The following is a 15,427-nucleotide window of genomic DNA, read 5'->3' on the forward strand; positions in this document are numbered from 1 at the left end:
TGATTTTAAACCATCCTAATCTTCCTTCAGTCTTGTCTTATGGTACTTTGGCTGCTTAAAAACTGTCCGGAGTATTGCTGACTACTGACTAATGACTACTGACTAATGACTTCTTCCTTCTTTAAGCTAACGGTAACAAAATTTCAAATTCAGTGCCTCTGCCTAACTCCGATCGCATTCTGAACGCACCGCCGTGTTTGCCCGTCACTATTTGATAGCTAACTGCTAAACTCGTTTCTTTGAGGGCGCGTTTTTCCGTAGAGAATGATTCTATGATTTTTTTGTACTTGCTAGGTGACATTCCTGGCCCGTTATCGGATATGCAAATCGAAACCCACCGAACATGAAGTTTGTCTAAATCCGGCGCAGGTTCGGGACAACAAACTTGAGTTATGATTTCAATTTTAGGCTGGCGATCAGCGTCTCTGAGTCCTCCACCTTTGAACTCTTTCGCCAATTCTTGACCGACTGCTTCATTAATTAATGTATGAATAGCATTGGTCAAGATATTCATAAATACTTGGTTTAGCTGTCCTGCATAGCATGGTACTGGCGGCAGGTAGCCGTAGTTTTTCACTACTTGGATTTCCCTGGTCAAACGACTTTTGAGCAGCAAAAGGATGCTGTCTATGTTGGCGTGCAAGTCGGTGGGTTTTGGATAAATATCGTCGATGTGGCAGAAGTTTTGTAAACTGCTTGCCAACTTGCTCAAACGTTCGGCTCCAGATTTGATGCTGGCAACAGTTCGGAGGAAATCGTTTTGCAGAAAATCATAGTCGATCTCTTCTTTGAGCCTTGCTATTTCCGGCGGGGGTTCGGTACAGTAAGCCTCGTAAACTGAGAGCAACTCCATCAAGTTTTTGCTGTAGTCGCTTACGTAGGTTAAATTCCCCCAGATAAAGCCTACCGGATCTAAAATTTCGTGGGCTACTCCGTTGACTAAACGCCCTAAACTAGCCATTTTTTCGCTTTGAATCATTTGAGTTTGGGCTCTTTCGTAGCGGACTTGAGTTTCGATGCCACGAATTTGCCAGTAGGCGATGTTTAGTGCGTTAGGGTCTAAGAGTCGGTAAGATTGGGAATCTATTTGGACGACGATCGGTTCTGACTGCAATTCGGGCGATCGACGCAGAGCTTGTGGGGCTGCTGCCAAAATGGTTGTACTCTCTGCCACCAATAATATTTCGACGCGAGCGTAACTGTAGAGAACTTTTAGTGGCAGGTGCAAAAATAGCTCAGGCCCTTGGGGTTTGAGCAAATATTCCAGCAGTTGCCTGCGGGATATCATGCCAGCAAACTCTCCTGCTTCCATCAAGACGACTCCCGGCACTAGGGGATACTGTTCAAACATTTCGGCAACTGCCACGGCCAAGCAGCTCGATTTAACCTGAAAGTCATACAGGGGCAAATCCCAGAGGGTAGACTCTAGGGAAAGGTCTTGATGGCTGCCTTCGGAGAGTGAAGGGCTAAGGAGTTTGGAACTGAATTTATTTGCCACTGGAACTTTTAGTTGCCGAAACGCTGGGAAAGTGAATTGAGAAGCTACTACTAAGCTACCCTATCATTTCACTTTTCTGAGCGAACAACCGAGAATATTCTTAAGTTAATCATGTTGTGCCAACGATAGGCAGGAGAATTTCAAATTCAGTATTCTTACCTGGTTGCGATCGCAATTTGAGTTGGCCACCGTGCTTTTCAGTGACGATTTGATTGCAGATAGCTAGCCCCATACCGCTGCCTTTGCCTGCTGGTTTAGTGGTAAAAAAGGTGTCAAATATCTGCTTGTGATTTTCTGGGGCAATGCCGGGCCCGTTATCGGCAATGCAAATTGCCGCCCGCTTGCCGTGCTCGGTTTCTATAACTTTAGTGGTAATTTCGATTTGGGGCTGCCAGTTGTCCCCGCATGGGGTGTGTATTTCTCGATCGGCTGCGTACTCTGTCAGGGCGTCTAGAGCATTAACTAACAAATTCAAAAACACCTGACTCAACTGACCGGAGTAGCCACTAACTAGCGGCAGTTCGCCGTAATTTTTAACCACTTCTATGCTGTTTTTAAAGCGGTTTTTCAAAATTAACAGCGTCATCTCCACGCATTCGTGAATGTCTGTCTCGGCTGGTTTGGTCTCGTCCATGTGAGAGAAGTGGTGCAGCCCGTTAACTATTTTTAGCAATTGCGAGGCTCCCAACTCCATCCCTTCTAAGGTAATCGGCAAATCTTCTTGTAAAAAATCAAATTCAATTTCTTTTTTAAGGGCATCAATTCGGGGACAGGGTGCAGAATATTCTTCTTCATAAACCGACATGAGCTGAAGCAAGTGTTCAAAATAGGACAGTAGAAAAGTTAAATTTCCCCAAATACAGTTCAGCGGATTTCTGATTTCGTGGGCTACTTCTGCTACAATCCTCCCCAAACTCGCCATTTTTTCTGTTTGGATGAGTTTGGCTTGGGTTTGTTTGTGGAGTAACTTATTTGTTAATTCGTGAATTCTTGATTGAGCGACCATTAATTGGTGTACGTCTAACAGCTTGTAGCTCTGGGGGGCTATTTCCACTACTACTGGTTCGTAAATTAATTCTGCTGATCTGTAAAGACATTCCTGGGCGGCTTCTACTATTAATTTACTGGCGGGAAGTACGAGTTCCTCTGGCTTGGCAAACTTGTACAGCACCTCTATTGGTCGCTTGAAAAACATTTCTACTCCGTAGCGGCGGTTAACTTTTTCAAAAAAGAGACGCCTGGATATGATGCCGACAAAATTACCCCCATTTGTCAAAATGACGCCGGGAAGCATGGAATTTTCTTCAAAAGCCTGGGCTACTTCTTTTGCCTGTTGAGTTAATTCAATTTGGCAGTTGGAGAGTGGCAGGTCTAGGAGAGTTGATTCTAAGGAGATGTTCCAAGTACAAAATTCAGGTATATGCAACACTGATAACTCCGAGCTAGTCTCACGCACAGCAAACATAGATGAAACCCCTGTTAAATATTGTATTAATGGACAACTTAAGTTGCTATTAATTCCTAACTGGTAATTGGTAGCGGGTAGTTGCTAATTTGCCAAATTACAACTGCACCCGATGGGAAAACCCGATCGCAGTAGCATTGTCTGCTAAAGATTTTGTTTCTAAGTCAATATTAAACGATCGAAGCTTTTGTGGAACTTACTGATCTCTGCTGTAAACTTTTTACCATGATATACCTGCGATCGGGTGTTTTCCGAAAATTTTTAATATTTATAACTAATTATTGTGATAAATTATACCATTTTTCCAGTGATAGAAGGGAATTGGAGAACCGCTCGCGGGTTATCAGTGAATATACAGGCATCCTTCGAGGGTTCGAGGGCCCGGATTAGCCATAGTCCAAGGGGCTTGAGGCTCCAACGGTCCAGACTGCGGCCCAGACCAAAATCGGCAGATTGTACAGCAGAAGGAAGTCCGGCCACGGATTCACTTTCTTCGGATGTAACCGAATGTAACGGATGGAAGGGTTTAGTTATCTAGGAAAGAAGGAAGAAGCAATGTTCCGCAAGGGTTTGTGGAATTAAGAACATCCTAACCGTATTGGCGGTTGCTATACCACTCAAAAGAAATGCAACTTTAGGCAACTTCCGAACCTCGATAGTCCTCAGTTTTTTGCACTCTGCAATCTCCAATCTCCAATCTCCAATCGTCTTAGGGTTCCACCTCCGGCCAGAGGCGTTCTAGCTGATACCGCCAAGCGGCGAGAGTGTTTTCGCGAGACTCTCGCCCTAGTTCCATTTCACCCATCAATCCCTCTGCGTAGAAACGGTCTAAAGTCTGAAGGGTAGTTTCCACAGACTGTCCCTGCATCTTCGCAGCTTTGATGATTTGACGGATGCGGCTTTCTATCAAACCGCCGAAAAAGTCGGACAAACCTTGCTCTTGCAAAGCCAGCAGTCTGGCGACGGCGGCTGAGAAATCGGCGGCCACGAGTGTGGCACAACTGTGCTGAAATACTCCCCACAAAACGTTTTGATGTAAGGCGTAGCGAGTTTCGAGGGTGGTGTCAAAGTTAGCTTCTAGCAGTTTATCAAGAAATGGTTGAGCTTCCTGGGCATCGGCGATCGGCAGCAAAATCCGCAACCAACTCCCGTCTTCTGAAAGGAGGACTAACAGGCGAAATTTGGGGGTCTGTACTTGCCAAGAAGTGGCAGCAGGCATCTCAACACTGTCACCAAATAAGTCTTTAAGGGTATTGCTAATTTCTTCGGGAGTCATAATGATTTTAGATTTTAGATTTTAGATTTTAGATTTTAGATTAGTCACCAGTCATTAGTCAGCAGTGCGATCTCAAATCTCAAATTGGTTTATGGTAGCCAGCGGGGGTGATAGCCGGCAAAGGGCAGTTCTTCTGGCTGTAGTTTTGCGGGAGAACCGTCTGTCGGTATTTCTACTAAGGGTAGCAGCCAGAGGCGGCTGGTGGCGATCGACTGTCCACTATCGTTGCGGGGACTGTCTGCTGCTGAGGGAGTTGCTGCTGTGACTGATTGGTCGAAAATTAATGCCAGCCCGTCGGGAGATAAACTGATTTGGGTATCTAATTGGTTGGGCAAAATCAGCAGCGGTTTGATGGTTCCTACCAAACGAGTACCCTCTTTTTTGAGGTCGATGGTGGCGATGAAAGGCTGTTCTTTGTAGCTTTCTGTTTTGAGGCGTTGGGCTAACAAACAGTAGAGACGCTGAACTTGGTTGTCTTGGTTTTTGCGGGGGTCGAAATAAACGGCCATAATGCTGCCGGGAATACGCAATATTTCTTGTTCTACACCTTGGTTATCTAAGATGAAAAGCGATCGAGTAAAGTCGCTGTTGTATTTAACATAGGCGGCGGCGGAGTTGTCGCGAGCCATCCCCAATACTTGTTCGTATTTTGGCAAAAATTCTACAGGGTCTGCTTCGGGTTTGAGGGGGACGATCGCTAATCCTTGTTTTTGAGATATTACCATCGATTTGCTGTCGGGGCGAATCATAAAATCTCCGCCTTGTTCATTTTCCAAGGGTCTGGGCGCCTGTTTTTCTTCCACAATCCAAGGGCTGAAATCGCCTGGATTGCGGCGGTTGACGCGCTGGACAACTATGATTTTTCCGTCGGCTGAGAGGTCGAATTTGAGGTTTTGGTAATCTTTGGAGTCTAAGATTTTGTCGATTCTACCGGCTGGGTATTTTTGTTGAGTTCCTGAGTCCGATTGAGGGTTGATGCCGGTGGTGACTGTGAATATTTCTTGATTTAGAGTGCCGCGAGTACGGGCGATCGATCGATCTGTGGCGGAGAATAAAATGCGATCGCTGTCAGGATACGGTTTAAAATCGGTAACGACTAAATCTTTGGGAGTCAGCGCTATCGGTTTCGAGTCGCTGCTGGTGAGATTGACTAGCATTAATCTGCTTTCTGTTTCGCCTTGGACGCCGATGTAAGCAAAAGCTCGATCGCGGCTGCGAAAGGAACTGCTAAACGGTTGCATTGGCGTTCCTTTATTTTGGTTTTTTTCTCCGAAATACTTGTCGGTTGCTCCGGCGAGTTGGACTGTGTAGGTAACGCCGTAGGGTGCTGGATCTTTGAGGGTGTAAGCCATCCGTCTTCCAGCCCAACTAAATTTACCGGGGAGGGGGGGTTCTAGCTTTAAGTTTTCCTCGACGGTGGGCTGGTTCATCGGCCGAAAGAATGTGAGAATAAAGCCGGTATCTTCGGCGCCGATTTGTTTGTTTTCCCAGGTAAATTCTCGCACTCTGGGTGCTGTGCGATCGCCGCTCAGCAGCAGCAGACCGATTAAGACGCTCAGCATTAGCATGAGGAAGATGGCCGTGCGGTCGATCGGCTGTTTGAATGGCAGAATAGCGAAGGGTGAGGGATTAATTTTTTTCTTAAAAATACTCACAAATCTTTCTCTCCTACTTTCTGCTGAAAATTAACTGCCAAGTTTTCCCTCTTAAATTTTACTGTCTTGGGCGTACTCCCGACCCTCTGAAACGGTTCCTTTTTTGCCTGCGAAAAGGAATGCAACGACGTATGTTGGTAAAAAACTCGGTTTCTTAAAGTGTTGGTGCCTCCAGGACTAAATTAAACTCACGAGCTTAAATTCGTGGCGTCTGCGGCACTTCCAACAACCTCAACCGATTTTAGATGTGTAATTTGAGATTTTATATTCTAGGGTACCTCAGAGCTAAATTTTCCTCCATCGAAAGAGATTTTGACGACAGTATAGCACCCTATCATTGTGCCAGTGACGTCCAGGAATGTTTGAGATTTGAGATTTTTAATTTAATCTGAAATCTCAAATCGCCAATTCTTTAATAGGTTGAGGGGTAAAGCTAGCACTCTACCCACCCTACTAATAATCACGACGATCTACTTAGAACCATTTCACGAATCCTTGACGATTGGTGTGCTGGAACTATTATTAACTGCTGACAGTGTATACGGCGATTCCGGTTCGGGATATAGCTTAGAATATTTGCTATCGTAATGCCTGACCTCAAAATAGTTTAAGTTTGAGGGGTGAGGCTTATATATCGAGAAACATTCCAAAATACAAAAAGTTGCTGCACTCTCTAAAGGCCCGACATTCAATACTTGATTTTTGAAGATGCGACCTGATTTTATCCACTCTTTCATCTGCTTTCTTGACAAACAGTAAAATCCTGAATGAGGATTGCTACACTCAGCAAATTTTACATTTTCTATCTTTACACTAGATAGCTGATTCCACGATAGATGATCATCTATTGTCAAATCAATGTATCTCTTGGTTCCTTGATACATTTCAAAACGGTGTGGGTAAAGAATAGCATTCTCATACCCGCTTTGTCGGTTAAAATTTTCTAATTTTTCTAGAATGAAAGCATCGTACAAAACAATGTCATCTTCTATGAATAAAAACCAGTCAAATTTTTCTACTCTTTCGACAAATTCTTCCTGAAGTCTAAACCCTACAAACATGGGGTCGCAGTCAGGGCTTTCTTGTATATCAATGCACTTAATTTGATATTCAGGTAAGTAGGCTGTAACGTGCCTGTTCGGTAGAGTTTGGATAGTAATACTCAGGTCGCAATGAGCAAAACTCGTTAACAGTCCATCTATTGTGTGTCTGAGTCTCTCTATTTTTGCTGCAGCTTTTTCTGGATTGTTAGATTCTTCAACTGATGTAATGTGTGCCACAGCGGCAAAGACTTTGGGGCGTTCTTTTTCCGGCTGTTCGTTTTCTTTGAATAAATTTATAATGCGATTTCTTTGATAAAAAAACATCTTTTTAGTATACCTCGTGGCTACTCGCGATATTTCTTGTAAAAGAGCAATTTGTAAGAAGATAAAGTGCATTACTTTTCTTCTTGTCTTGTGTTCGGCTGACATATAGACAATCTCCTTTTTGTTTATTTTTGTTTACTGAAACAGTTGATTGATTGGAACTAAATCCATCGGTGATATTTTATCGATCGGCAGACCCAAACCAAAAGCCACTCTGCACCAAAGTATAGTTGCCAGCACCCCTACAAACAGCCCTGTTAATTGAATATCCTGCCAAAAACAAGTTAGTCCTTCTTTCCACAAACCGTAGTTAGTTACTGCATAGGTAGGAAGGTCGCCGAGAGCTACAGCAATCACGGCACCTAAATTACCTTTTAAGTGGTATCCGAGCGGTATACTTATACATAGATTCACAAAAGTCAGCAGATTGCCAATAGCTGGGTACTGAGACTTTCCTACGGCTAACAGACAAGAACCCATCATATTGTAGAGGGTGGTGTGCCAGATACCTAACGCCAAGATTGGCATCATCCAAGATGCAGCCTCATACTCTTTCCGATACAGTATTAAAATTAACTGATCTCCAAGGCTCACAAAAATTGCTAAACCTACGGCTAATGGTATTAGAATTAGCTTGCGGTTGTTGAGTATCTTGGCGCGCAACTCTTCCCGCGGCAACTCTGCCAGCATAGAAATTGAGGGAAAAATCACCCGACCACTAATGGCGATGATGACTTGGCGTGGCATATCCCCCAGGGTAAAAGCGATGCCGTAAATGCCCAACATTGTTAAAGTAAATATTTTCCCGAGAATGAGTCGATCGGCTTGAGAACACAGAAAAAATAAAATCGTAGACAAAAATATCCATTTGCCATAAGAAAATATTTCTTTTACTGCTTCTTTATCCCAAGCAAAGCGGTTTGACTTGCCGGGAATCAAAAAATGGCTCCATACTAACTCCACTACAGCTCCAGTCCAGCCGCCTACAATGATCGCCCAGATGCTGCGATCGAAGAAAGCCCACACAATCATCACTGTAGTAGAAATTATCTGTGTACCCAACTCAAAAAGCACTACTTCCTTAACACTCATTTTGCGTTCTAGGGTGGATACGGAAGTCGATTTAAATCCTCCTATTAGGGTATTTATACTTATGGCTGGAATCAACCACATCAGACGGGGTTCTTCATAGAATTGAGTAACTGGCCAGGTTATTAGAATTAAACACAACCAGACAAACAAGCTGCGAATAGCTTGCATTGTCCAAGCAGTGTTGAGAAATTGAGGCTCGTCCCCGCGCTTGTTTTGAATGATACTGGGGCCCAGACCTATGTCTGTGAATAAGTTAATGCCTATGATGAAAACGTACGCTAGACCCATTAGACCAAATAATTCAGGCAAAAGCAGGCGCGTCATGATTAGGTTGCTACCAAATCGGATAATTTGACTGCTTCCATAGCTGGCGATCGTCCAGGCAGCACCTTTGATAGCTAATTTTTTTCCTGATGACATATACTCAGAATTTATTTCCTAATTACGAGTGTAGTTGCTGAATTTGTTATTTGCAACTCCTAGAGGAGGATGCTGCCACTTTTATAGCTGACTTTACCGTATGTTCATCTGTATACAGAGATTGGGTCTGGACTGTCCATCTCGCAATCAAGGTAAAATTTAATCTGATACTTACTCAACATCTAATAATCATAAGGGTTTTTGGGTTCAGGAATTGGTTTGAGGGAGGATGCTTGAATGGTTAATTTGCGCTTGCCTTGCAGTTCTTCTACGATCGTTTCTCCTTCTATTTCTAGCCAACTGTCTGGGGCAAAGGTGGTGCGGCTTTGACCGATCAGTAATTTTACTGGCAACCCGATCGGATAGGCGTCTGCCGCGCAGCAGGTAATGATAAAACGCCCGATCCACATATATTGTTCTGCTAGGTTAGGGGGATGAATTACAAATCCTTGAACTTTGACTTTTTGACCTCTGTATGTATCCGGTTCGGGGTTGAAATTTAACAGCCGCACCCATTCGACGAGCGATCGCTGTTCGGGTTTTGTAGTATTGCGAAATTCTTGGGGTTGCAGTCTGGTGATAGGCAGGGATTCGGTGAGGCCTCGTTCTAATGCTGTCTGGCTGGTAAATGTGCGGGGCGTGGTGAGTAAACCTATTAATGCGACGCTCAACATTAAGGTGCTGCCGATACTGGGGGGAAACAAAGTAACGTGTTCAACTTCTGTGATTCTGAGAGAGTTATTTGCTGTTGATGTCCGCGATTGCTTTGTGGTGCGATCACGTTTTAAGAGTTCCCAAGTTTTTAAACCGCCAATAACCATTAAGCCGATTCCTCCTGCTAGAGTCAAGCCAAAGTAATTGGGGTGAATTAGAATGCTTAATTTGCCAGTGATCCAATATTTAAGAAGCAGTATTCCCCAGGCTAAGATAGCTAGGGCGTCCAGCCAGGGGCTAATTTTTTTAAGATTCATTTTTTAATAGTAATTGAGAAGGAATAGGGAAGAAGGAAAAGAAAAAAACAGCTATCTGTATATTCGTGACTTCCGTATCTGGAGCAAGGTAATTGAAAATTGCAAATCCTATGTATGATTTTTCTGTTTTAGCTAACTTATCAACCTAAATGCAAGTTAACAGCGAGGGTCATTAAAAAGGTTAACTGAGCTGCCAAGACAATTAAGTAAACTACGGCTCGACCTTGAAAAATTGACAGCATTAAACCGATGCCTTTGAGGTCAATCATCGGGCCGAAAACGAGAAATGCTAACAGCGAACCACTGGTAAATGTGGAAGCAAAAGACAGGGCAAAAAAGGCATCTACTGTAGAACAAATAGATACGACCGCGCCTAAGAGCAGCATGGCTAGAATCGAGGAAACGGGGCCTTGGCCGAGGTTGAGAATTAGTTCGCGGGGGGCGCCAACTTGAATGATGGCTGCGATCGCACTTCCGATTACCAACACTCCTCCCAATTCGCGCAACTCCTGTACCATAGTATCTAAAAGCAGGCGCAGACGATCTTTAGAAACAGGGTGGAACATGGAGGAACGTTGCGAGGTTTTTTCTGTTTTGCCTCCTTGTAATGGCTTCCAGTCGTCTTGTAGCAAAGATTCGATCGGCACCACCCCCCCCGGCTGACCGAGCATAAATGTTCCCGACTGCAACAGCAGCGGAGTGTTAGCTTGGACGAGTTCTTTTTCCGAAAACTCTGGTTTTGGCAGGGGAATCGCGCGGGCTACAGAGGGTTGCAGCAGAGGCCGCAAGTCTTTTTGGGCGCTGAACACCCAGCCGATAATTGTGGCTATAGACAGAGAAAATACCACCCGCAAAACTACAATTTCTGGCTGATCGCGAAATGCCGTCCAAGTCGCCCAAATTACTACGGGGTTGATGGTGGGGGCGGCGAGCAAAAAGCCGATCGCGGCTGGTGCGGGCACTCCCTGCATCAGTAACCTGCGGGCTACGGGCACGTTACCGCACTCGCACACGGGAAACAAAAAGCCGATCGAACTGCCCATCAAAGCCGCCAGCAGCGGGTTTCGCGGGATGCGCGATACGAGTTTGCGTTCGTCTACAAACCCCAGCAGCAAACCTGAAAATAAAACTCCGAGCAGCAGAAAAGGTATTGCCTCTACTAACAAGCTCAGAAACAGGGTGAAAGCATTATTTAACTGATTTGTCAGGGCGGGTTGCATCGATCACCTACTGGTAGATTGGTATTTAGCTATACGTCTTTGGTAGAACTCCTTGTAGATCATACCAAAGCATAGCACTAAGTTAAGATCCCGTTGATTGTTTTGTCTTTTTTTTGTGGAAATTTGTATACCTTCTAATTTAATCAATGCTGATGCCTTGAATAATTGGGATTGGTTAAACTTGTTTGAATTTGACTGAATTTATATTCATATCTGCCTCGGACAGAAAATCAATAATTGAGTCTGCCAACCGTCGCCGATTTGATGGATCTTTCGGTTAACAATGGTTGATTGTAGAACAAATGCCAAGGCAGATTTTGCCGATTGCGGGCGAGGCTAACTGTTTTATATAACGATCGCTATAAAATTGGTTTGTAGCGCGATGACTTTAGTTTTCACTACAAACCTATAGGGGACGCACTGGCAGGTCTGCCCCTGGCTGACCGTTACGGGGGTTGCGAGTACCGGATCGGGGATATGGGATGACATGGCCTCAAATACCTTAGCTTGCGGGACTCCCAGCCATCGCCCTTAGCGAGCTAAAATTCAGGGACGCGATCGCTCCAATTTGGACTTTTAACTTGTCTGCTGACGGGTGCATCGTGTTGGCGATCGGGCAATTCCGATTTTTCTCTATTGTCAATCAATTATATTTCTCAGCATAATAATTATCAACAAAAGGTTAAGACGATAACTTAAGGTTAATGAATAGTTAAATAGTTGGAACCAAACGTTAATACCGCTCAAGTCAGTATAAAATAAAGTCAGGTATAATTACCAGGGCGCATTTATCTCGGTGATACTCAATCTTGCCTAATACTTTAAGTGGTAAAATTTCATTTACTACAGTCAGTTTTTTGTGTAATTTAAAATGCAGTTTGCCAGGGGGATGCCGGTCAAAACACTCAACAACTCACCTGTTGACCTTTGGTAGCTGAATGTCTGCTGGCAAATAGAACCCAAAAAAGCGTGCTGATGAATTTATGTTGAATACCTCCTGCGTAGAAAGACCCGTCCAACCCATCTCCGAGGCTGACCTAGGAGAACTTTGTTTAGACTCTACTCTCCAACAATTGTCGCTTTACGATTTTCAGGTAGAAGCTACGGATTGGGGAATGCGAATTTCTCAGATGTTAGAAGCTAATCCGCTTTTACCGGGAGTCATTGTGACCCATCAAGGTGAATTTGCCGGTATGATTTCCCGGCGGAGATTTTTAGAATTTATCAGCCGTCCTTTTGGGCGAGAACTATTTTTAAAGCGACCAGTGAGGGCTTTGTACCGCTTTGCCGAAACTGAGAGTTTAATTTTTCCCAGCAATACTTTAATTGTGGATGCAGCCAGGAAGTCGCTGTTGCGATCGAAAGAACTGCTTTACGAACCGATTGTGGTTCAAGTGTCGCCTCAAACTTATAGTTTGGTAGATGTACACGAACTGTTAGTAGCCCAATCCAACATTCATGAACTAGCAACAAAATTGCTGAGGCAGCAAACTCAATCTCAACTAATTCAAACCGAAAAACTAGCCAGTTTGGGACAGATGGTAGCTGGAGTCGCCCACGAAATTAGAAATCCCGTCACCTGCATCAGCGGAAATCTCGGCTTTTTGTCCAACTACTCGAAAGACATCATGGAGTTGCTGTCTGCTTACGAACACATTGTCGGTGAAAACGAAAAAATTAACCAACTCAAAAAACACATAGAATTTGATTTTTTGCAAGAAGATTGGGTGGAAATTCTCAAAAGTATGAAAGTTTCATCGCAGAGGCTGACCGAACTCGTCACCAGCCTGCACACCTTTTCTCACATGGACGAAGCCCACTTGAAACAAGCTAACATCCATGAATGTATTGACAGTACGCTGCTAATTATGAAAAACCGTCTCAAGTACAGCATTGAAGTAGTTAAAAGCTATGGTGATTTGCCTTTAGTCAAGTGTTACTCGGGTCAGTTGAGCCAGGTATTTATGAATATCATCAGCAATGCGATCGACGCTTTGGAAGAGGTACAAGGAGAAAAAAGTTTTGTGCCTGCGATTACGATTGAAACTGAGTTAATAGACAGTGCTGACGGAGACTGCGTTAATTCGGAAATAATTCAAAATTATGTTTTGGGCGATGGCGTCCCGCCCCGCAAGCTACGACAAAATGGCAAACAGCTATCATCCGCCAACCAAAACTGCGACTTCTCCCCAGAAGCAGCGGAAAAACATCAAAATAACGCTTGGATAGCGATCCGAATTGCCGATAACGGGCCGGGAATTCCGCCAGAAATTCAGCGGCGGATTTTTGAGACATTTTTCACCACTAAACCCGCCGGGAAAGGTACCGGTTTGGGGTTGGCAATTACCCATCAAATTGTTACGGAAAAGCATAAAGGCAAGTTAAATTTGCATTCTACGCCCGGTACAGGTACTGAGTTTGAAATTTTGTTGCCATTGATTTGAAGCAATAACTCATATCAAATATATTAGCATGGGAATTATTCCTATCTCTCTTCTCTTTATCTGCGTGAATCAGCGTCAATCCTTTGTCATCTGCGGTTCAGAAATTATCTTTTTTTTACCGCAGATGAGGGCAGATTAACACAGATTAACCCAGATGAATTAGATCAATTCCGCTTGCAGCACCGGTGATTGTTGACTGTTGACTGTTTGTTGATGACTACTGACTAATGACTAATGACTCTTTTTAAGCCCTTAGCTGCACTGGCATTATCAAAAATGTAGCATTGACTCCGCCTAAAGGCTGAAAAATTACAGGCGCAAGAGCACCGTTTAATTGCAGTTGAATTTCTGGGGATTGAGCAGTTTTCAAAATGTCAATTAAGTATTTCACGTTGAAAGCAATATCTATGCTATCTCCCGAAATCTGTGCGGGCATTGACTCTTTGCCACAGCCGACATCTTTAGCATCTACAGACAAAGTAATTTCCTGATTCTCCTCGTCGATGCTGCATTTGAGAATATTGTTTTTTTGGTCTGCAAAAACGGCTATTCTTTCTACTGCTGCTAAGAAAGATCGCCTTTCTAAGGTAATTTGCCGCTCAAAGGAGGGCGGAATCAACTGCCTGTATGCGGGATATTGCCCTTCCAAAGTGCGAGTGGTCAGCCGCTGGTCGGCCCATTCAAACACTACTTGACCGTGTTCAAAATGCAGGGTGACAGGTTCAGTCCACTGCCGCATCACCAGCATTCTTTCTACTTCCCGCAATGCTTTAGCGGGGACTGTCACCTCAAATTCTTCTTGGGTTTCTTCGCCTTCAGCTTTTTCATTGGCAGTTTGAACTACTGCCAATCTGTGGCCGTCTGTAGCTGCAAATTCCAGGCAATCTTGCAATACCTTTAAATGCACGCCTGCAAGTACCTGTTTTGCTTCGTCGGGGCTAGTAGCAAATAAAGTTCCTTTGAGTCCTTCTATCAAGGCTTCCGGTGGCAATTTGAGGATTGTTCCGGCTTCTATTGCAGGCAATTCTGGGAATTCTTCCGGGCCCATGCCTCTAACTTGGTAGCTGCCAGAACTACAAGTGAGATATGCTACGGTGTCCCCCGCTTCGTCTTCTAAAGTAATCTCTCCATCTGGGAGTCTCGAAACAATATCGTTGAGTAATTTAGCGGGTATGGTAAAACTGCCGCCACCCGTCACTTCTGCTGCGAAGCTGGTACGAATGCCTAAACTGAGATCGAAAGCTGTCAAGCTAACCCGCTGATTTTCCTCATCCGCTACTAAGAGCACGTTGGCGAGTACCGGATGTGTCGGGCGGGAGGGAACGGCCCGACTTACCAACGAGAGGTTGGCGTTGAGGTCACTTTGGGTGCAAACCAATTTCATGGTAGGAAGGTTAATTAACCGGATTTGAAACAGAAACAAATGGTATCACAGAAAGCCGGCGGGTCAGTTTTTCTGTGTGTAGGGCTTAAGCATGGGACTAGAAACCAGGTTTTTAGGCAAAATTTCGCCTGTAAAAACGAGAAATCTTGGTAGAAACCGGGTTTCTGAAGTCAGCGCGCGTCGCGAACTATGTGTGTAGGGTGTGCAGGGATCGCTAGTATTTTTTAATTTATTGAATTATTTTTGTATCGATCGCCCTGTGGAAACTGTGGAAAAAAAAAGCTAACTGCTTGCTGGGCGTCACTTATAGGTAATAAATACCTGTGGAAAACTTGTGGAAAAGCTGGTGCGGTCGATCGCCCATTTTTGTGCAAAAGCTGTTTCGGGCGATCGAGTAAAGTTTTCCACAAACGGAGGGCCCATTTTCCACAGGTTTTTCCACAGGCAAGATTGTCTATTATGGGGCATTGGGAATTGTTGACTGTTGACTGTTGACTGTTGACTGTTAACTGTTGACGGCGTTGAGTGATGACAACTGACAACTGAGAACTGACAACTGACAACTGAGAACCGACAACTGACAACTGACAACTGACAACTGACAACTGTCAACTGACAACTGACAACTGTCAACT

Annotated in this window: 11 protein-coding genes; 1 reads left to right on the forward strand and 10 read right to left on the reverse strand. The window is 44.3% G+C overall.

Features of this window, described 5'->3' with window-relative positions:
- Positions 1-121 precede the first annotated feature (121 nt).
- From QUB44_RS22790 to QUB44_RS22825, 8 genes are all read right to left on the reverse strand, one after another.
- A complete protein-coding gene (locus QUB44_RS22790; RefSeq protein WP_333371006.1) occupies positions 122-1,498 on the reverse strand; it encodes an ATP-binding protein in 1,377 nt (458 codons plus the stop codon).
- A gap of 109 nt (positions 1,499-1,607) precedes the next feature.
- The gene (locus QUB44_RS22795) at positions 1,608-2,963 is read right to left on the reverse strand and encodes an ATP-binding protein (protein WP_333371008.1); all 1,356 of its coding nucleotides are present in this window, start codon (positions 2,961-2,963) and stop codon (positions 1,608-1,610) included.
- A 709-nt stretch (positions 2,964-3,672) separates the two neighbouring features.
- Positions 3,673-4,239 (reverse strand): hypothetical protein, encoded by a 567-nt coding sequence (locus tag QUB44_RS22800; protein WP_333371009.1) that lies wholly within the window; start codon positions 4,237-4,239, stop codon positions 3,673-3,675.
- Positions 4,240-4,328: 89 nt separating this feature from the next.
- Complete coding sequence (locus QUB44_RS22805; RefSeq protein WP_333371011.1) at positions 4,329-5,894, reverse strand: Ig-like domain-containing protein; 1,566 nt, start codon at positions 5,892-5,894, stop codon at positions 4,329-4,331.
- A 485-nt stretch (positions 5,895-6,379) separates the two neighbouring features.
- Positions 6,380-7,366 carry a hypothetical protein gene (locus QUB44_RS22810; RefSeq protein ID WP_333163064.1) on the reverse strand — a complete coding sequence of 329 codons (987 nt, stop codon included), beginning with the start codon at positions 7,364-7,366 and terminating at the stop codon, positions 6,380-6,382.
- 30 nt (positions 7,367-7,396) lie between these two features.
- Positions 7,397-8,773, reverse strand: coding sequence for an oligosaccharide flippase family protein (locus QUB44_RS22815; RefSeq protein ID WP_333163065.1), 1,377 nt, complete (start codon positions 8,771-8,773; stop codon positions 7,397-7,399).
- 182 nt (positions 8,774-8,955) lie between these two features.
- Positions 8,956-9,744 (reverse strand): TIGR03943 family putative permease subunit, encoded by a 789-nt coding sequence (locus tag QUB44_RS22820; protein WP_333371013.1) that lies wholly within the window; start codon positions 9,742-9,744, stop codon positions 8,956-8,958.
- Positions 9,745-9,884: 140 nt separating this feature from the next.
- A complete protein-coding gene (locus QUB44_RS22825) occupies positions 9,885-10,964 on the reverse strand; it encodes a permease (RefSeq protein ID WP_333371015.1) in 1,080 nt (359 codons plus the stop codon).
- Between the two features lie 983 nt (positions 10,965-11,947).
- Between QUB44_RS22825 and QUB44_RS22830 the strand changes: the two genes are divergently transcribed.
- A complete protein-coding gene (locus QUB44_RS22830) occupies positions 11,948-13,408 on the forward strand; it encodes an ATP-binding protein (RefSeq protein WP_333371017.1) in 1,461 nt (486 codons plus the stop codon).
- 244 nt (positions 13,409-13,652) lie between these two features.
- Here QUB44_RS22830 and dnaN read toward each other — a convergent pair whose 3' ends face one another.
- On the reverse strand, positions 13,653-14,792 hold the full coding sequence (dnaN, locus tag QUB44_RS22835) for a DNA polymerase III subunit beta (RefSeq protein WP_333371019.1): 1,140 nt from the start codon (positions 14,790-14,792) through the stop codon (positions 13,653-13,655).
- Positions 14,793-15,016: 224 nt separating this feature from the next.
- Positions 15,017-15,397, reverse strand: coding sequence for a hypothetical protein (locus tag QUB44_RS22840; protein ID WP_333371021.1), 381 nt, complete (start codon positions 15,395-15,397; stop codon positions 15,017-15,019).
- Between the last annotated feature and the right edge of the window lie 30 nt (positions 15,398-15,427).

This window comes from Microcoleus sp. AT3-D2, assembly GCF_036705715.1.
Taxonomy (GTDB): Bacteria; Cyanobacteriota; Cyanobacteriia; order Cyanobacteriales; family Microcoleaceae; genus Microcoleus.